17 protein-coding genes are annotated in these 18,851 nt (G+C 58.5%); 13 read left to right on the top strand and 4 right to left on the bottom strand.

Annotated features, from left to right (window positions below):
- Nucleotides 1-30: 30 nt before the first annotated feature.
- Nucleotides 31-939 carry a serine hydrolase domain-containing protein gene (locus MK6180000_RS01200; protein ID WP_246040390.1) on the bottom strand — a complete coding sequence of 303 codons (909 nt, stop codon included), beginning with the start codon at nucleotides 937-939 and terminating at the stop codon, nucleotides 31-33.
- A 121-nt stretch (nucleotides 940-1,060) separates the two neighbouring features.
- Nucleotides 1,061-1,933 (bottom strand): LysR substrate-binding domain-containing protein, encoded by an 873-nt coding sequence (locus MK6180000_RS01195; RefSeq protein WP_138933065.1) that lies wholly within the window; start codon nucleotides 1,931-1,933, stop codon nucleotides 1,061-1,063.
- Between the two features lie 98 nt (nucleotides 1,934-2,031).
- Between MK6180000_RS01195 and MK6180000_RS01190 the strand changes: the two genes are divergently transcribed.
- From MK6180000_RS01190 to MK6180000_RS01160, 7 genes are all read left to right on the top strand, one after another.
- On the top strand, nucleotides 2,032-2,736 hold the full coding sequence (locus MK6180000_RS01190; RefSeq protein WP_138933064.1) for an SDR family oxidoreductase: 705 nt from the start codon (nucleotides 2,032-2,034) through the stop codon (nucleotides 2,734-2,736).
- Nucleotides 2,726-2,986 carry a DUF6552 family protein gene (locus tag MK6180000_RS01185; RefSeq protein WP_342777692.1) on the top strand — a complete coding sequence of 87 codons (261 nt, stop codon included), beginning with the start codon at nucleotides 2,726-2,728 and terminating at the stop codon, nucleotides 2,984-2,986. The genes MK6180000_RS01190 and MK6180000_RS01185 overlap by 11 nt, the downstream gene beginning before the upstream one ends.
- A 373-nt stretch (nucleotides 2,987-3,359) precedes the next feature.
- Complete coding sequence (locus MK6180000_RS01180) at nucleotides 3,360-4,091, top strand: class I SAM-dependent methyltransferase (protein WP_138933063.1); 732 nt, start codon at nucleotides 3,360-3,362, stop codon at nucleotides 4,089-4,091.
- Nucleotides 4,092-4,338: 247 nt separating this feature from the next.
- Complete coding sequence (gene htpX, locus MK6180000_RS01175) at nucleotides 4,339-5,262, top strand: zinc metalloprotease HtpX (RefSeq protein WP_138933062.1); 924 nt, start codon at nucleotides 4,339-4,341, stop codon at nucleotides 5,260-5,262.
- A 284-nt stretch (nucleotides 5,263-5,546) separates the two neighbouring features.
- Nucleotides 5,547-5,942, top strand: a complete 396-nt coding sequence (locus MK6180000_RS01170; protein ID WP_138933061.1) for a hypothetical protein — start codon at nucleotides 5,547-5,549, stop codon at nucleotides 5,940-5,942.
- A gap of 38 nt (nucleotides 5,943-5,980) precedes the next feature.
- Nucleotides 5,981-6,763 (top strand): class I SAM-dependent methyltransferase, encoded by a 783-nt coding sequence (locus MK6180000_RS01165; protein WP_212751857.1) that lies wholly within the window; start codon nucleotides 5,981-5,983, stop codon nucleotides 6,761-6,763.
- A gap of 612 nt (nucleotides 6,764-7,375) precedes the next feature.
- On the top strand, nucleotides 7,376-9,709 hold the full coding sequence (locus tag MK6180000_RS01160) for a heavy metal translocating P-type ATPase (protein WP_138933059.1): 2,334 nt from the start codon (nucleotides 7,376-7,378) through the stop codon (nucleotides 9,707-9,709).
- A 163-nt stretch (nucleotides 9,710-9,872) separates the two neighbouring features.
- Here the strand turns inward: MK6180000_RS01160 and MK6180000_RS20540 are convergent, their stop codons facing one another.
- Together MK6180000_RS20540 and MK6180000_RS01150 are read right to left on the bottom strand one after the other, a co-directional pair.
- Nucleotides 9,873-11,153, bottom strand: coding sequence for a Hint domain-containing protein (locus MK6180000_RS20540; protein WP_246040389.1), 1,281 nt, complete (start codon nucleotides 11,151-11,153; stop codon nucleotides 9,873-9,875).
- Between the two features lie 198 nt (nucleotides 11,154-11,351).
- Nucleotides 11,352-12,080, bottom strand: coding sequence for a GntR family transcriptional regulator (locus MK6180000_RS01150; RefSeq protein WP_246040388.1), 729 nt, complete (start codon nucleotides 12,078-12,080; stop codon nucleotides 11,352-11,354).
- A 192-nt stretch (nucleotides 12,081-12,272) separates the two neighbouring features.
- Here MK6180000_RS01150 and MK6180000_RS01145 point away from each other — a divergent pair, with 192 nt between their 5' ends.
- From MK6180000_RS01145 to fabG, 6 genes are all read left to right on the top strand, one after another.
- The gene (locus MK6180000_RS01145) at nucleotides 12,273-13,277 is read left to right on the top strand and encodes an NAD(P)H-quinone oxidoreductase (RefSeq protein ID WP_138933057.1); all 1,005 of its coding nucleotides are present in this window, start codon (nucleotides 12,273-12,275) and stop codon (nucleotides 13,275-13,277) included.
- A gap of 40 nt (nucleotides 13,278-13,317) precedes the next feature.
- Nucleotides 13,318-14,523 (top strand): ABC transporter substrate-binding protein, encoded by a 1,206-nt coding sequence (locus MK6180000_RS01140; RefSeq protein WP_138933056.1) that lies wholly within the window; start codon nucleotides 13,318-13,320, stop codon nucleotides 14,521-14,523.
- A gap of 89 nt (nucleotides 14,524-14,612) precedes the next feature.
- Complete coding sequence (locus MK6180000_RS01135; RefSeq protein ID WP_138933055.1) at nucleotides 14,613-15,497, top strand: branched-chain amino acid ABC transporter permease; 885 nt, start codon at nucleotides 14,613-14,615, stop codon at nucleotides 15,495-15,497.
- Complete coding sequence (locus MK6180000_RS01130) at nucleotides 15,494-17,311, top strand: branched-chain amino acid ABC transporter ATP-binding protein/permease (RefSeq protein WP_138933054.1); 1,818 nt, start codon at nucleotides 15,494-15,496, stop codon at nucleotides 17,309-17,311. The genes MK6180000_RS01135 and MK6180000_RS01130 overlap by 4 nt, the downstream gene beginning before the upstream one ends.
- Nucleotides 17,304-18,008, top strand: coding sequence for an ABC transporter ATP-binding protein (locus MK6180000_RS01125; protein ID WP_138933053.1), 705 nt, complete (start codon nucleotides 17,304-17,306; stop codon nucleotides 18,006-18,008). The genes MK6180000_RS01130 and MK6180000_RS01125 overlap by 8 nt, the downstream gene beginning before the upstream one ends.
- 3 nt (nucleotides 18,009-18,011) lie before the next feature.
- Nucleotides 18,012-18,821: a 3-oxoacyl-ACP reductase FabG gene (gene fabG / locus MK6180000_RS01120; protein ID WP_138933052.1), complete on the top strand. Its 810-nt coding sequence runs from the start codon at nucleotides 18,012-18,014 to the stop codon at nucleotides 18,819-18,821.
- The last annotated feature ends 30 nt before the right edge of the window (nucleotides 18,822-18,851 follow it).

The raw sequence follows: 18,851 nt of genomic DNA, 5'->3' as shown, positions 1-18,851 counted from the left end.
AGTTGAATGACGGTTGCGCGGGCGACGCAGTCACTGACTTTCGGCTAACCTCTCCGCTGCAAACTCGGCGACACCCTCAGCGGTCCCGTCTGTGAACGAGGCTACAGTGATTGGGTCACTGAGATCTGGAAAATGATAGACCGCGTTTACACTGAACGGTCCAGCACCAGAATGGCCTACCGCCTTACCTGCACCTTTCACGGCACCAGACATTAGGCCAAGCGCATATCCATATTCTGTCCATGGACGGTTGGGAATAGCGCCGCCAAGGAATCTTGCATCTAACATCTCGCGCATGGTCGCTGGTAGCAACAGTTGACCCGTCATAAGTGCGTGCAGCAGCCGCGCGGCATCTGGTGCGTTCCCGATCAGACACCCATGGTAGACCCACTTTGGATTATAGTCCGTCGCGGCTTTCCTGTGGAGATGCCGAAACTGTTCGCAAGTTTCTGCAAGCTCAATGCTATTCAGCCCCAAGGGCTTACAGACCATGTCGGCGATGACGTTGCGAAGCGGTTTTGCTGTCGTCGTTTCGATTAACTCGCCCACGAACATGTAGCCTATGTTTGAATACGACCAACTTTGTGTCGGCTCAAACAACATTCCATTTGCAAGCGCCACATCAAGTAGTTTGTCGCGTGGCCAAGGCGTTTCGTTGGCTGCAACGGCTGAATAATATTCGGAAAATTGCCCATAGTCCGGGAGACCCGAGGTGTGATTCAGAAGCTGACGAAGTGTGTAAGGTTTTCCATCTTGCTTGGCGTCCAGATCGAGCTTTCCGCTTTCAACCAACTTCAACGCACAAATCGAAATTACGGTTTTTGTGAAGCTCCAATAGGGAAAACGGGCATCGACCGACCCAGAGCAACCTTCGCGGCCAGATGCTGTTATCCAATAAGAATGAATGGTTTGAGCGTTCATTTCGAGAGCTTCTGACATTGCCTCGACCGTGTCAATTTGGGCTCGATCCTGCCGGTCGCTGCGTCGACCATGGAGGTCTGCTCTGCGGACAAAACGGTTCTTCGCCGCGGCTGCTCCAATGGCCACAATCAGGGAAGGGCTACCTTTCAGCTCGCTCTAATAACCACGCCACCACGGAATCGATCGCGCTGTTCTGCTTGGATTTTCGCGTGGCCAGCAGGTAGAAATCCCGTTCGCCGGTCAGGTTTTGTGGTGTGATTTGGACTAATCGCTTGGCTTCAAGTTCCGCAGCCACAAGAAAGCGGCTTACCAGAGCCACGCCCTGACCAAAAAGTGCTGCATCCACGGCCAAGGACGTTTGACTAAGGCGCAGCCCACGACCTCCTCTGTCCTCGATATTCAACAATCCCAGAAATTCTGGCCAGAGATCATGCGCGTCATGAAGTTTGGGCATAGACGACATGGCCTGAGGGCTGACAGGCAAAGTGTGCTCGGAAACAAGGCTTGGTGCTGAGACTGCAATAACCTCTTGACGAAACAGAAGGTGAGCGTCGAGGGAGGCACCAAATGGTGGCTTTCCTTGCCTGACTGCAAGGTCAATCCCGTCGCCGTGAAAGCTTGAAACCTTTTCTGTTGCCAGAATGCGAAGGTCGATATCAGGGTGCTTTGCCGAAAAGTCAGGCAAGTTGGGAATCAACCATTTTGCAGCGAATGTTGGCGTGACACTGACAAGCACTTTTCCGGGTTCGGGCTTGAGTTGATCGGTCGCACTGCGAAGTGCCTCGAACGCCGCGGCGACATTCACGTGATAGCTCCGACCCGCCGAAGTGAACGCCAGCCCTTTGGATAACCTTTCAAACAATGGCACCCCTAAATGCGTCTCAAGCTGGCGCACCTGTTGTGCGACGGCACCTTGAGTGACGCCCAGTTCATCCGCAGCAGCACGGAAATTCAGAACCCTGCCAGCCATTTCAAATGCGCGTAGCCCGTTGAGGGGAGGAAGTTGTGACATTTGGCGATAGTTTTCCTACAGGCATGAAGCATCAATTCTCAGGAGAGAGATCTACGGAATTGTAGTATCGATAGATCAAAATAGAGATGGAGAGAACAATGTCAGTAGAAAAAGTGGCACTAATCACCGCAGGCGGAAGCGGAATGGGCGCAGATGCCGCCCGCCAGTTGGCCGCCGATGGGTTCAAGGTGGGTATCCTCTCTTCGTCGGGCAAAGGCGAGGCGCTTGGCGTTGAGTTAGGCGGCTTTGGTGTCACGGGATCCAACACCAACCCCGATGACCTGTCTGCATTGGTTCAAGGCGCTGTCGACCGCTGGGGCCGTGTCGACGCTCTGGTCAACTCCGCAGGCCACGGGCCCAAGGGGCCGGTGCTCGAAATTTCGGATGATGATTGGCATTTGGGCATGGAAGTTTACCTGATGAACGTCATCCGGCCGACGCGGCTTGTCACGCCTGTCATGCAGGCGCAGGGCGGCGGCACGATCATCAATATCTCAACTTTTGCGGCGTTTGAGCCTGACCCACTGTTTCCGACCTCGGGCGTCTTCCGGGCGGGTCTTGCCGCTTTCACCAAGCTTTATTCCGATAAATATGCGGCTGACAATATCCGCATGAACAACGTATTACCGGGCTTCATCGACAGTCTCCCCGAAACCGAAGATCGCCGCGCGCGCATTCCGATGGGGCGCTATGGGCGAGCGCAAGAAGTGTCCTCGGTGATTTCGTTGCTCGCCTCCGAAGATGGCGGCTACATCACTGGCCAAAACCTGCGTATTGACGGGGGATTGACCCGTGCCGTCTGATGCTATCGTCGCGCGCCCACGATTTGACAGCATGGTTTTTGTGGTCAAATGGTCCGCGTCAATCATCCAGATCATGGGCTACACCGCGGCAGGGTTCGGATGCACACCATGGAACCTATACCTGTTTCTGATCGGTGTGTTGGGGTGGTTTGCTGTCGGTGCCATGTGGAACGACAAAGCCCTGATGCTGGTCCATCTTGTTGCACTCGGTGCAATGATTGTTGGAATGGCAAGTGGATCACCGTCGTAGAGCAGACATTCATGCAACGTGCAGCATCGGTCAAAATGGGCTCAGTGCGGACATGCGACGACGCGGCAAGCCTTCTGATTATCCCAACCGTCTGATCGACGTGAGAGGCCTACTCCAGACATAGATCGCCACCATTGCAGCCGTTGGTGCATGGTGCAGCATTCTGGCCACTTCAACGTCAGTCTGATGCTGTTGCGACAACTCAAGGAATTTGACTTCTCCGGCACCCTTGTTGAAAAATCCCGAATGGGTGAGAGGGAAATGCCGATCACGCGATCTGACCACGCTGATTGCCGCCTCGGTCTCGCCGTTCTAAACTCGGTTGTTTGGCGCGGAAAACGTGCCTTGCCCTCCCATTTCTCAGGAGACAAAGATGGCACAGAATATCTACGACAATCCCGATTTCTTCGCGGGCTACAGCCGACTTCCCCGGCAGGTGAAAGGACTAGAAGGCGCGCCGGAATGGCCTGCGATCCGTGCCCTGCTGCCAGACCTGAGTGGCAAGAGGGTGGTCGACCTCGGCTGTGGTTTCGGTTGGGCGTCCCGCTGGTTCCGCGAACAGGGCGCGGCCTCGGTTCTGGGGTTCGATCTGTCACGCAACATGATCGAGCGCGCGAGAGACGAAACCATGGATGCTTGTATCGACTACCGGATTGCCGATCTGGAAACCCTTGAATTGCCTGAGGCGGCTTCCGATCTGGTCTACAGCGCTTTGACCTTCCATTATGTACGTAATTTTGAGCGGCTGGTCCGCATGATGCATGCGGCATTGGTGCCGGGCGGCGACCTGGTCTTCACGATCGAACATCCGATCTTTATGGCAGCCTCCCATCCGCATTGGACGATGGATGAAGACGGTCAGAAGACTTGGACGGTTAACGGCTATTCCATTGTGGGCGAACGCCACACGGACTGGTTCGCCAAGGGCGTGGTGAAGCACCATCGGACTTTGGCAATCACAATCAATACGCTGATCGGATCAGGGTTCGAGTTGCGCCGGATGATTGAGTTTGCGCCGACGCCTGAGCAGATTGCCGAATTTCCAGATCTGGCCGAAGAACTGGAGCGGCCGATGATGCTGTTGATTTCGGCACACAAGAGCTGATTCCAGCCGTTACCAAGACATGGAGAGCGGCCTACCGGATGGCTGGAATGGGGGCGGCGCGGCCCTGCGCCAACGCAGCATGTAGCCTAGGGCCCTGAATCCCTCTGACATAACCGGCACCAACCGGCCATAAAACTACGTCTCCTCGAACCTCCGGTTCGCGATGCGTTGACCGCACATGCTTGCACAGGTCGAAACCCTCCCCATATTTCCATCGTTACCTCAATGAGGCGTACGGGAGACCAAAATGGGCTATGTAAAGACAGCCATGCTGATGGCCGCGATGACCGCGCTTTTTATGGGCGTGGGCTACCTGATCGGCGGCTCGGGCGGTGCGGTGATCGCGCTTGTTTTCGCAGCGGCAATGAACGCTTTTACTTGGTGGAACTCTGATCGCATGGTCCTGCGTATGCACAACGCTCAACCGGCGCCACCGGGCGATCGGATGGGTCTTCATGCCCTAACCGCCGAGCTTGCGCGGAAAGCAAACATGCCAACCCCGAAGGTTTATTTGATCGACACACCGCAGCCGAATGCATTCGCCACCGGCCGCAACCCAGCGAACGCGGCCGTTGCGGTAACCTCCGGCTTGCTGCGTAGCCTGACACGTGAAGAGCTGGCGGGTGTGATCGCCCACGAATTGGCACACATCCGCAACCACGACACCGCGATCATGACCGTCACAGCAACCTTCGCCGGTGCGATTTCGATGCTGGCCAACTTCGCGCTTTTCTTTGGCGAATCGCGGGAGCGGCTGGGACTGATTGGTACATTGCTCATGATGTTTCTTGCACCTATGGCGGCGGCACTGGTGCAGATGGCGATCAGCAGGACGCGGGAATATGCGGCAGATAAGGCCGGAGCAGAGATATGCGGCCAGCCGCTCTGGCTGGCTTCGGCACTGGATAAAATCGCCATAGGTGCGGCTCGCATCGACAATCACGCGGCCGAGCGCAACCCGGCGACAGCTCATATGTTCATCATCAATCCGCTGCACGCGCATAAGCACGACAATCTCTTCGCAACTCATCCTGCGACCGAGAACCGCGTGGCCGCTCTTCGAGCAATGGCAGCGCAACGCGGACAATCCTCCGGCGTTGCCAGCCGGCCCACGTCCGGCAGCCGTACGACCAACCCGCGGAACGGGAGACGAGCCGGGCCCTGGGCCTGATCACGTTCTTATGTGCCGCAGGGTAGATCTATTTTTGGCATCCAAGTCGGGCTGGCCACCGGCCGAAAGCTGCCATTGGCGCATGTTGCGGCGACCAACTTTGTTGTGATCATGTGTGGACGTTTCGCGGGTTCCGATTGGTGTGGCTGTCGATCTTGTAATAAAGTCTGGCCTAAGATTTGAATTGCCATAATTCTGAATCAAGCGCATCAATTGTGAAACTGTCTGACCACGTTCCTTAATACGTGACCAGCGGCCAGCTTCTAAAATGGGAGTGTAAGGTCGTGAAGATTGATCGTCTCTATATAAGTGCAGGTTTCGTTTGGCTGATCCTTGGGATGGTGTTCGGGGTCTATCTTGGCATCACTGATCAGTTGCAGTTTTCCAACTCACACGCACACGCCAACTTACTCGGGTTCGTAGTTTCCGTGTTATTCGGTCTCATTTATCGCAACTGGCCATCACTGTTGGAAAACAGATTGGCCATGCCGCAGTTCGCACTCTACCAAATCGGCGCAGTTGTCTTGGTGGCTGGAAAGTATGACATCGACAATGGCGGTGGAGGGGTACTGGCTCCTCCAGGATCCATAATCGTCGTTTTGAGTACGCTACTGATGTTCTGGATGTTCGCCGGAGCCAAGGAAGAAAAGCCGACTGCCCGGCAGGGTCTCGCTTCATGACGCTCTCGGTTCGAGAGCACTATGGCGCGACCGATATCGTGGCGCGTATCCTTGCCGCAGTCCCCCGGTCCCATGACGAGGGCGCAGCGCTGACGGCAAATCAAGTCTTTTCATTTGACCAACTGCACGGCCGAGAATTGCTGGCGACGCAAGAGCACGCTGCAAGACTTCATCCGGCGAAAGATGCCCACCTTTTGGATATCGGGGCAGGCATCGGCGGACCGGCTCGCTACTTTGCAACCACTTTTGGCTGTCGCATTACTGGCATCGATCTGACGCCGGATTTCATTTTGGCGGCGAAAGAAATTTCCACTTTGTGTAACCTCGGCGATCTGCTCACATTCGTTGAGGCCGACGCCGCAAATCTTCCGTTCGCCGCCGATACTTTTGACCACGCCTACAGCTTCTATGTTGGGATGAACCTACCGGACAAGGTGGCAGTGGTAGGCGAATGCTTCCGCGTTTTGAAGCCGGGAGGCAGGTTGCTTTGGACCGAGGTAACCCAGTTGGCGGGCGATCCGCATTACCCCTTACCTTGGGCGCGGAGCGTTGAGGGCAGCCACCTTCACACGCGCGAAACTCTTATCGATGTTTTCAGGACTGGAGGGTTCGAAGTTCTTTCCGTTGAGGACGAGACTGGCGCTCATTTGGAACTGGCTCGGCAGAATAAGCTGTCTGGAAAGGTATCTACAGCCGCTCAAAGGCAAGCGAACGAAGTGGTTCTTGGTGCTGACTTCGTGGAACGCCGTAAAAACTACATTCAAAGCCTTGCGGAAGGCCGGATCGCAAGCACGCTGATAGACGCGCTAAAACCAATCTGAAATCACGCGCCAACATTCCTGTACCTGGTTACTTGTCTCCAATTTTCCTGACGTTTGGGGATCAGTGATTTCGGAGTTCGGCAAAGCCCGCAGAAACGACGCTGGTATTCAACGCAACGAATTTACACATCGCGCAGACTGAACACGCTTCTGGCAGAGATCATTGCGGCCGCAGCACAGGCTATTCAGTCGCAAACAGCCCCGTGCCTAACCCTGACAGTTTTCGCCAGTCGATTGATGTCGCTCCTCTCTTTTGACTTTGTAAGTTACGCCACTGGACTCAGCCTTCTGTAGTTCTGGCGTTTTGCGTTAGCGACCCCCGCGGAAATTATCCCAGGTTCGTCCTCGCCCATTGCGGAAGTGAAGCCGCCAGTGAAGAGCCCGCGCAGTCTGCTTGGGTGGCCATCGGGCTAAGTGCGCTGACGCTGGCGCCCCTTGTCATCCTTGCGGTGAGAGACAGGCGAGAACAGCGGCGACGCTTCTGTTCGAGCGCGTTCTTTTCTCACGAGCTGCGATAAGGGGTGGCAATCGCGACCATCGCTGAAAAAAGGCTTGAGCTTCCAGTCGCTGGATGCCCCAGCCTAAAGCGAATCAGAAGGAAGTTGGCAGGCCATGGAACACGACCACCACGACGCGAAATCCACCAATCCAGATGGGGTCGAGAGCGCAAAGGACCCAGTCTGCGGCATGGCCGTCGCGATGAAACCCGAAAGCAGACATGTCGAGGGGGGCGGCGAAACCTATTGGTTCTGCTCTGAGAAATGCGAGACCAAATTCAATGCTGATCCGTTCTACTATGTCTCGGGAAATGCTGCGGATCGGGGGGACAGCGCCCCTGCCGGGACACAATATACCTGCCCGATGCATCCCGAAATAGTGCGCGATGCGCCCGGTGACTGCCCGATTTGTGGCATGGCGCTGGAGCCGATGGTGCCCTCGGATGAGCCCAGCGGCGAATTGATCGATTTCACCCGCCGTATGTGGATCAGCGCGGCGGCAGCCGTGCCGCTGATCATCCTGACGATGGGCGAAATGGTCGGTTTTCCGGTGCGCGACTGGGTCGGGCATCGCACCGCTGTCTGGATCGAATTTGTGCTCGCCACGCCCATTGTGCTCTGGGCCGCCCTCCCCTTTTTCAAACGGGGGTGGTCATCGATCCTGAACCGTTCGCCGAATATGTGGACGCTGATTTCGCTCGGGGTTGGCGCGGCCTATGCTTATTCGCTGGTAGCGACTTTCCTTCCGGGCGTCTTTCCCGAGATTTATCGGATGGGTGATGCTGTCGGCACCTATTTTGAGGCTGCTGTTGTGATCATCGCTCTGGTTTTCGTTGGGCAAGTGCTTGAACTGCGGGCCCGCGAGCGGACGGGCGATGCAATTCGCGCGCTACTCGACCTATCACCCAAGACGGCCCGGCGGATATTGCCAGATGGGTCGGAATACGACGCACCACTAGAGAATATCGTCGTTGGCGACCGGCTGCGAGTGCGGCCGGGCGATGCGGTGCCGGTGGATGCTGAGGTGGTCGATGGCACATCATCCGTCGATGAAAGCCTGATCACAGGCGAGCCGCTGCCGGTGGAAAAGGGGCCGGGCGATCGCGTAACTGGCGGCACCATCAACAAGAACGGATCGCTCGTGATCGAGGCGGCCCGGGTAGGCGCCGATACCATGTTGAGCCAGATCGTCGAGATGGTATCGAATGCGCGCAGATCGCGGGCGCCGATCCAAGGGATGGCCGACCGTGTGGCCGGCTACTTTGTGCCCACGGTCGTGGCGATCGCCGTTCTGGCGTTTGGGGCATGGCTGATCTGGGGACCGCAACCCGCGCTGGTCTTTGCCATCGCGTCGGCTGTCTCGGTGCTCATCATCGCCTGTCCTTGCGCCCTTGGGCTGGCTACGCCGATCTCGATCACGACTGCGGCCGGACGCGGGGCGCAAGCGGGCGTGCTGATCAAGGATGCCGAAGCGCTGGAACGGATGGCAGGGGTTGATACGCTGATTGTCGACAAGACCGGCACGCTCACAATGGGCAAGCCCAAGTTGACTGATGTCGTGGTGCTGGCAAATGAGGACGAAAGCGCAATCCTCACGCTTGCCGCCGCGCTCGAGAAGGGCTCTGAACATCCGCTTGCAGAGGCTGTCGTCGACGGCGCGAAGGAACGCGGCGTCACGGCGGGCGATACCGAAGGGTTCGAGGCCGTCACTGGCAAGGGCGTGCGGGGACGCGTCAATGGACGCGACGTGGCTCTTGGCAATAGCGCAATGATGCAGGAGTTGTCGCTTGGCACAGACGAGGCCGAAGCAAAGGCCGATGCGCTGCGCATTGACGGCAAGACGGCAATGTTTGTGGCAGTGGATGGCGCGATTGTCGGCATCGTCGCCGTTGCCGATCCGATCAAAGACAGCACCGCAGAAGCTATCCGCGCGCTGCACGAGGCTGGGATGCGGGTCATTATGGCGACGGGCGACAATGAGCGGACTGCAAAAGCCGTGGCCGCGCAGCTTGGTATTGACGACGTTCGCGCGGGCGTGCTGCCCGAGGACAAGAAGAAACTGGTCGACGAACTGCATGCTAAGGGACACAAGGTCGCGATGGCCGGGGACGGCGTCAATGACGCCCCCGCACTGGCCGCTGCCGATGTGGGCCTTGCGATGGGGACCGGGGCTGACGTGGCGGTAGAGAGTGCTGGGATCACGCTGCTCGGCGGTGATTTGAATGGCATCGTCAAAGCGCGCATCCTCGCCCGTGCAACCATCCGCAACATCAAGCAGAACCTGTTTTTCGCCTTCGCCTACAACGCATTGGGCGTGCCGATTGCCGCAGGCGTTCTTTACCCGGTGTTCGGGCTTCTTCTGTCGCCGATGATCGCTGCCGCGGCGATGAGCCTGTCCTCAGTTTCAGTAATTACCAATGCCTTGCGGCTGAGACGTGTGAAGCTCTGACAACAAGCAGATACCAATTTCGTGTGGCTAATAACCCCACAAGCGCTGCACGCATTGCATGGCAATTGCTGAAAAGGCGGCTACGCGCGGCCCAAGGCGACTGTTGCCCGATGCCTCGTATCACAGTGGTCTGGACTTCCGTTTGGCAAAAATAGGGAAAGGTCTACGCGACGACCGAACGGTTGTTGGCCACATGTCGGTCGACAAGCTTTCGGGCGAGGCGTCCGTTGCCGGGAAACGGGCGCGCGGGGACAGGTTTCGTGTCAGCACTCAGAAGCTCAGGAAAGAGCATTGCAATTTCCGCCCTCGCTTTGGCATCAAGGGCAAGGATCGCCTGCGGTCCGGCGAACATGCTCTCGGTCGGGGAACTGTTGGCAAAAACCACCTCATGGGCATCGAACATAAAGTGGAAATAGGTAACGCCATCGCTGGTTTCCACGATTTCCACGCCGGGCAGGCCCAACATCATCCGGGCCGCCACCAGAACCTCTCGGTTGCCAAACATGCGCTCTGCAATCCGTGACCGAAACAGAATTCGGTGCTGGGGCGAAACCACCAGATCCATGGCAGGCAATCCCTCACCAAGGGCACCTTGGCGAAAACGGATGGGGCGAAGCTCTGCCTTTTGTTCCAGGTCCGTTTGGGACAGCGCTCGCGCGCCGATCCAACCGATTGGTCGCAAACCATTGTCTGCGGTGAGGACCAAATCACCGATAACGAGGTCCTCAACAGGGCGCTCACCCGTCGCGGTTCTGATTAATGTCCCACGCGCAAAGCAGACAACGTTGATTGACTCGGTGTTCTTGCCTGTGACACCCGGTGACTGTGTGATCAGGACATCGTTACCCTTGCCACCATCGACTTCGTCCAGAGTGGCATTCGCGCCAAGCCGGATGATGTCGTCGCCATCGTCGGTCTTAATCTTCTTGCCATTGAAATCGTCGCCGATGGTGATCGAGTCGTTGCCTTTGCCGGTGTCTAATTCTTCGATATTCGCGCGATCGCCGATAGAAATACTATCGTCGCCGCCTTCGGTCTTTAGCTTGGATAACGTGGTGAAGTCGTCACCAATGACGAGCGTATCCGCGCCATCCTTGGACCCTTTGTATTCGCCCAGCGTGACGTTATCCCCAGCCGTCAATTGAACGGACTCGGCCTTGTCGGCATCAATCTTGATATCCGACAGGTCAGCGTTGTCGGCGATTGTAATCGTAGGGCTCAGATTATCCTTAAAGTCGATGTCGAACTTGTTCGGATTGCTGTCGTTGATCTGGACAGAGAAATCGGTGACGCTTCCGCTCGCGGATTGGAACGTCGTCTTTGAATCCGCCGTCGAGTCAAAAACAAAGACATCGCCGTCGTTGACGTGGATCGTGCCACCGGCGTTGATTTCATTAGGACCAAGCGGATCCTTGTCCTTGTCTACAATTGTGAACGTAGGCACGTCTCACACTCCCGACCTTTATTGCATTCAGGTGCTCTCATGCATGTCCGGACCGCCTTAGCAGCAATCCCGCTTGGCCAGTAGCCAAAACGCAAGAGTTCCCGAATTAAGTGTGGTTGTGCAACAATTTAGCCCCAACAGGACATCATTTAGGCACGCGCTACCCACAGGGCTGGCTATCAATGACGCTCTCAGGTGTTAGTCTTCCAACTCCCTGCGGGTATCCGCACTTTTGACATGGTGTAGCAGGCCCTGACCGCCATGCTCTATATCGTGGCAGATCGCGGCGCGTGTTGCCTCCGGGTCGCGCGCGCGCAGACCCTCGATGACCGTCAGATGCGGATGAACCTCGTGAAACGGATTTCCGCCATCATAAAGATGCGACAGCAGCGGGCCGCAGCGGACCCACAAGTTTTCGACGATCTCTAACAGGATAGGCATCCCGCCCGCACGGCAGAGCAGCAGGTGAAACTGTGTGTTCAGATCGATCGCCAGCGCGTGATCGCCTGCATCAAAGGCGCGTGACAGGCGGGCGTGCATATCGTCAAGCATGTCGATCTGCGCCGCCGTCGCATGGGTTGCGGCGGCAGCGGCAGCGCGCCCTTCTAGATCAATGCGGATGTTGCGGATCTCCATCAGCTCGGCCAGCGTCAGTTCGGGCACCATAGCGGTGCCGCGCGCGTCCAGCGCCAGCGCATCCAGCGAAACCAGCCGCAGAAATGCTTCGCGCATGGGGGTCGCGCTGATGCCGAATCGCTTGGACATGGGGCGCAATCGTAATTTCTCACCCGGTTTCAGCTGCCCGCCCATCAGCGCGGCACGCAGGGCAAGATAAGCTCTATCCCCTAGATTTTCCTTGGCAATCGGGATGGCCCACGCATGGGTATCTCCGCCGCTTATATCATTTTTCAAACTGCGCGTTGACAAATACCCATCTCCTCGGCTTACACTGTTATAACAAATAACGTACCCGTGCCCAATGTTAGATCTTATGCGCCAACGCCCCTCTTTGCGAGGGTCACCGCACAAAGATCTGGTCGGCTCAAAGGGCGCTTGTCCGCTCCGGGGAGGGAGCGAGCACGCACATGCCCAGCGCGGATACCGAAGCGGAGGAACAACATGAGCGACATGATGCAAGCCGTCATAGCCAGCGGCGCGGGCGGCCCCGACGTGCTGGACGTAATCCAGACCGAGCGGCCCACACCCGGTAATGGCCAGATCCTGATCCGCGTCCATGCGGCAGGCGTCAATCGCCCCGACGTGATGCAGCGCGAGGGTAACTATCCGCCGCCGCCCGGCGCATCCGATATCTTCGGCCTTGAACTGGCGGGCACTGTCGAGGCGCTTGGCGCTGGCGCATCCCGTTTTGCCAAAGGCGACCGCGTCATGGCGCTGGTGCCCAGCGGCGCATACGCCGAATGGGCCGTGGTGCATGAGACGAATGCGCTGCCTGTGCCCGATGGCGTCAGCATGATAGAGGCCGGCGCGATCCCCGAGACTTATTTCACGGTCTGGTCCAACGTGTTCCAGCGCGCGGGCCTCACGGCGGGTGAGACGATCTTGATCCACGGCGGCACCTCTGGCATCGGCACCACGACAATCTTGCTGGCCAAGGCGCTGGGGTGCCGGGTCTTGGTAACCTGTGGCAGCGACGACAAGTGTGCCGCTGCGCTCAAGAATGGCGCTGACGTCGCGATCAACTACAAGACCGCAGATTTCGTCGCGGAGGCGAAGAAAGCCACCGATGGCAATGGTCCCGAAGTGATCCTCGACATGGTTGGCGGCGACTACATGCAGCGCAATATCGAGGCGGTGGCCATCGACGGGCGTATCGCGCAGATCGCATTTCAAAAGCCACCAAAGGCAGAGCTGAACATGTTGCAGCTATTGACCAAGCGGCTGACATGGACCGGATCGACCCTGCGCGCCCGGCCTGTCGAAATGAAGGCGGCGCTGGCCCGCGCACTGGAGGAGAATGTCCTGCCGCTGCTGGCCAAGGGCGCCGCGCACCCTGTGATTGATTCCACCTATCCATTGGCAAACGTGCGGGAGGCACATGCGCGAATGGATAGCGGGCAGCATGTTGGCAAGATTGTCCTGACCATGATGGATGACGGCGCCTGACAGCGCAAATTTTTGAGAAACCTGAGGAGGAGAAAAGAACATGAAACTGACGAACATTCTAAAGACAACCGTGGCTGCGGGGGCGCTGTTTGGCGCGCAGGCAGCATATGCCGATGTGTCTTTCGGCGCGCTCTATCCGTTCAGCGGGCAACTGGCCCTCTTGGGCGAAGAAAGCGCGCGCGGACTTGAGCTTGCCGTGGACGAGATCAATGCCGCGGGCGGTGTGCAAGGCGAGCAGATCGTGCTGGAGCGCGGCGATGCGGTCGACAACAACCAAGCCATCGGTGAGGCCCGCCGCCTGATTTCGCGCGAAGGCGTCAAGGCGATCTTCGGCACGTACTCGTCCAGCCGCTCTATCGCCGCGAGCCAAGTGGCCGAGCTGTCGGGCATCCCCTACTTTGAGCTGGGTGCCGTCGCTGATGAGGTTACTGGGCGCGGCCTGAAATACCTCTTTCGCGTCAATCCGACAGCCGAGGATATGGCCGACACAATCATCAACATGATCGTTGACAAGGTTGCGCCAGCCGCAGGCGTCGATGCCAAAGATCTCAAGATCGGTATCATCTACGAGGACAGCAGCTATGGCACGTCCGTGTCCGGCCACGAAGAGCGCTTTGCAGAGGAAGCGGGCCTGAACGTGGTCACCTCGCAAGCCTATCCGGCCTCGACTGTCGACATGTCGTCCATCGTGCTGGACCTCAAGCAGCGCGAAGTCGATATCGTGCTACAGACGTCCTACCAGAACGACTCGGTCCTGTTCCTGCAGCAGGCAAACGAGGCTGGCTATAAACCAACGGCGATCATCGGCGGGGGCGGCGGCTATTCCACACAGCCGACGGCAGACGCGGTGGGACATGACATCATCGACGGCGTGCTAGACACCGACTTTACGCAATACATCGTGAACAAGGACTTCACGCCGGGCATCGACGATTTCCTTGCCGCCTATCAGGAAAAATACGGCAGCGAGCCGCGCTCGGGCCACTCGCTGACCAACTATGTCGGCGCGATGGCGATCCTGTCGGCCCTAAACGAAGCAAGCGGTTTTGAAGCAGACACCATCGTCGAAACGGTATCGGCCATCGACATCCCCGAAGGCACGACTGCCGCAGGCTATGGCGTCAAGTTCGACGAGAACAACCAGAATGAGCGCGCCCGCATGATGGGCCTGCAATGGCAAGACGGCAAGCTGGTGACGGTCTATCCCGACGATGCCGCCGCCGCCGAGATGCGCACCAGAAATTAAGTCTGGTCTTGAAATGATCGGGACGGCCCACGACCGGGCCGTTTCACCCTTCTCGAACTCCCCCTTTCCAAACATGGCGGAATTGGTCGATGGACGTATTTCTTCAAGTCGTAGTGAACGGTCTACTGCTGGGCGGCCTTTTTGCCATCACCAGCGTCGGGCTGACGCTGATCTTTGGCATCGTCAAAGTGGTGAATTTCGCCCATGGCGAGTTCCTGATGATTGGTATGTATGCCGCGTTTCTGATCACTACGCGGCTGGGGGTGCATCCCTATACTGCCGTCGTCGCGGTCACGCCGCTCCTATTTGTGCTGGGTATGATGACCCAGAAATTCCTAATCGAGCCGCTGATGTCAGCGCGCAATCATGACATTCAGATCTTCGCCACCGTAGGCCTTTCAACCGCGCTGATTAACCTCGCGTTGTTGCTGTTCGGGGCCGATATCGCCACCACGCCATCCTACGGGCTGCGCACCGCGATTGAGATTGGGCCGGTTCGGATGCTCGTCGGACAGATCGTGATGTTCGGTGTCGCCGCTGCGCTGGTGCTGGGCCTGCATCTGTTTCTGCAACACACGCAAGCGGGCCGAGGCATTCGCGCGGTCGCTCAAAACCGTGCCGCAGCCCAGCTGATGGGCATCAATGTCAGCCGCGTCTACATGGTCACCTTCGGCCTTGGCGCTGCATGTGTCGGCCTTGCCGCATGCCTCGTTGCGCCGCTCTATCCGACGTCGCCGGGCATCGGCACTTACTTTGTGCTGACCGCCTTCGTGGTCGTCGTCCTTGGCGGCCTCGGCTCCATCGGAGGGGCGTTCTTGGGCGCGATGATCATCGGGCTTATCGACAGTCTCGCGGGCTTCTACATCGGCTCTGACATGCGCGAAGTCGCGGTGTTCGGTGTCTTTCTTCTCATCTTGATCCTGCGCCCGCAGGGCCTGTTCGGAGGGCGGCAGACTTTGTCGCATGTATCATGACAGACCAGACAATCACCCCCGCCGAAGCGACCGCAGGCGCGCCCCAAATCGCGAAACGCACCAAGTTTGCCGCCATCGCGCTGGCCCTTCTGCTGATCGGCCTTTTCGTTACGCCAGTCGTGATCGACGACCAGTTTGTCTATCACATATTCATCACAATCTGTATTTTTGCGGGCCTGTCGACCGCCTGGAACATCGTCGGCGGGTTCGCCGGGCAACTGTCACTGGGCCACGCGATATTCTACGGGATCGGCGCCTATGTTGGCATCATCCTGACCAATATGGGCATCTCGCCATGGCTGGGTATGTTTGCTGGCGCGGGCCTCGCGGCTGCTGTCGCCGTCATAATCAGCTACCCCTGCTTTCGCCTGCATGGCCCGTTCTTTGCCCTGTCAACGATTGCACTGCTTGAGGTTTTCCGCGTTCTTGCCCTGCACTTTCGTGACTTAACAGGCGGCGCGACGGGCATGATGATCCCGCTGAACATCGGCTGGGAGTGGATGGTATTCCGCGAGCGTTTGCCCGCGCTGATTATTGCCTTCGGCATGATGTGCTTTATCCTTGCCGTCGCGTGGTGGATCCGCTCGCACCGCCTTGGCTTCCAACTGGTTGCCACGCGTGAGCGCGAGTCGGCAGCGCGCGCCGCTGGCGTCGGCACAGTCAAGGTACGCCTGATCGCGGTCGCCATATCGGCGGCGCTGACGGCGATGATGGGCACATTCCACGGTATGTACCTGACATTCATCGAGCCGGAATCAGCCTTCTCGCTCGCCTTTTCGATCCAGATCGCGATGTTTGCGCTGATCGGCGGATTGGGCAGCGTCTTTGGCCCGCTCCTCGGTGCGATGCTGCTGGTGCCGATCACCGAATTCGCGCGCGGCGCCTTGGGGGCCGAGGCGATTGGCCTGCACGGCTTCGTCTATGGCGCGGTACTGGTTTTGGTCGTGATCTTTATGCCGAACGGGATCATGGGCCTCGTCGGGCGCTTTTTCGTACCGCGCACCGACAGGGCAGGCACGCAGGCCGCGGAGGTGGCCGCCCCCGCCGAGCCGCGTAAATTCACCCCGCCTGAGCCGGGCGAGGAGATCATGCGCGTCAAGAACCTGAACAAGCATTTTGGCGGTCTGCACGTGACCAACGATGTGTCCTTCACGCTGCGTGAGGGCGAGATTCTGGGGCTCATTGGGCCGAACGGCGCCGGCAAAACGACACTCTTCAACATGATCTCGGGCTTTCTGGATGCCGATAGTGGCACGGTCGAGGTAAAAGGACCGGACGGCAACTGGCATAACCCCTCGAACCCCGCCGATTTTGCCACTCTTGGCGTCGGGCGCACCTTTCAGATTGTTCAGCCCTTTGCGGCGATGACCGTCGAGGAAAACATCATGGTCGGCGCATTCCACCGCCATCCGCACGTGCAAGACGCCCGCGATGCCGCACGCCAGACAGCCGAGAAGATGGGCCTCGCGCCCTTCTTGGAGGCAGAGGCATCTTCGCTGACAATCGGTGGCTTGAAACGACTGGAGGTCGCCCGTGTCATGGCGATGGAGCCGCGCATCCTGCTGCTGGACGAGGTGATGGCCGGCATCAATCAGGCCGACGTGCGCCGTGCGATCGATCTGATGCTGTCTATCCGCGACACTGGCGTGTCGATCATCGCGATCGAGCATGTGATGCAGGCCGTCATGTCTCTGTCCGATCATGTCATCGTCCTCAGCTCTGGCGAGGTGATCGCCGAGGGCAAACCAAAGGCCGTCGTCGAGGACCCGCAGGTGATCGAGGCATATCTGGGCAAGGAGTTTACCCATGCTTGAGCTTAAGGGCATCCATTCCGGTTATGGCGCGACCACGATCCTCCACGATGTATCGCTCAAGGTCACTGAGGGCGAGGTCGTCACCATCGTCGGCGCCAATGGCGCGGGCAAGACGACGACGCTGCGTACCATATCCGGCCTGATCAAGCCGACGGCAGGCAGCATCCATTTTGACGGGCAGGACATCACCCAACTCAGCTCGCACGAGGTGGTTGATCTGGGCATCACCATGATACCTGAGGGCCGGCAGCTCTTTCCCGACATGACGGTGCGCGAAAACCTCAAGATGGGCGCCTACCGCAAGGGCGCCCGCGCCAGCCAGTCAGAACTGATGGAGGAGGTGCTAGAGCTCTTTCCGCGCGTCAAAGAGCGATTGGAGCAGAAGGCCAACTCCCTGTCGGGGGGCGAACAGCAAATGGTTGCCATCGCGCGCGGTCTTATGGCCAAGCCGCGTCTTTTGATGTTCGACGAGCCGTCTCTGGGCCTTGCCCCGATCATCGTGAGCCAAGTGTTTGAAGTGATCGACAGCATCGTCAAGACGGGCGCGACCGTCCTCATCGTGGAGCAGAACGTGTTTCACACGCTCAAGGCGGCTGACCGGGGTTACGTGCTGGAAAATGGCGAGATCGTGCTGACCGACGACGCCGACGCGCTGCTGGAAAACCCGCATGTGCGCAAAGCATACTTGGGAATATAGGCCATGGAGCGACGTGAAATCACCCCCGAGGCTATCGACACCCGCCCCAGTCACGCAGATAGGCATGTGCTGGTCACCGGCGCCGGCAGTGGCATTGGGCGCGGCATCGCGCTTGGCTTTGCCCGGCGGGGCGCAATCGTCGGCGTGGCCGATATGAACGAGGACGGCATTGCGGAAACCGAGGCGCTGATTGCCAAGGGCGGCCTTGGCCGCGCCGTGCCGATGATGCTGGATGTATCCGATTGGGACGCGGTCGAGGGCACGCTTGGACGCGCCGCCGACACGATGGGCGCACCCTTTGACACAGTAATCAACAATGCCGGCATCTCGCCCAAGCACGCGGGCAAGCCGCATGGCGTGTGGGAAATGGACCCCGCCGAGTGGCGCCGCGTCGTCGACGTGAACCTCACCGGTAGCTTCAATACCATCCGCGCACTTACCCCCGCAATGCGCGAGGCCGGGCGCGGATGGATCGTCAATATGTCGTCGGTCGCAGGAAAAACGCATTCGCCGATTGTGGCCAGTCATTATGCCGCGACGAAATCGGCCATCATCGGCTTTACCATCCATCTGGCCGCCGAGCTTGGGCCGCACGGCATCCGCGTCAACGCGCTGGCACCCGGCCGGATTGAGACGCCCATGGTTGCGGGCGCGGGCAAGGCCGCCAATGACGAGCAGATCCGCCTGACGCCTATGGCACGGCTGGGCCAACCGGTCGAGGTAGCCGATACCGCGTTATGGCTCACCTCTAGTGAGGCTAGCTTCGTTACCGGGCAAACAATCGACGTGGCTGGCGGCCTCTACATGACGTGACGCGCGGGCGCGTCTCGGATACCGAAAAGG

Origin of the sequence: Roseovarius arcticus, from assembly GCF_006125015.1 — a bacterium.
In the GTDB taxonomy this organism is placed as follows: domain Bacteria; phylum Pseudomonadota; class Alphaproteobacteria; order Rhodobacterales; family Rhodobacteraceae; genus Roseovarius; species Roseovarius arcticus.
The sequence above is the reverse complement of the archived record's forward strand: the minus strand, read 5'-3'. Positions and strand labels throughout refer to the sequence as shown.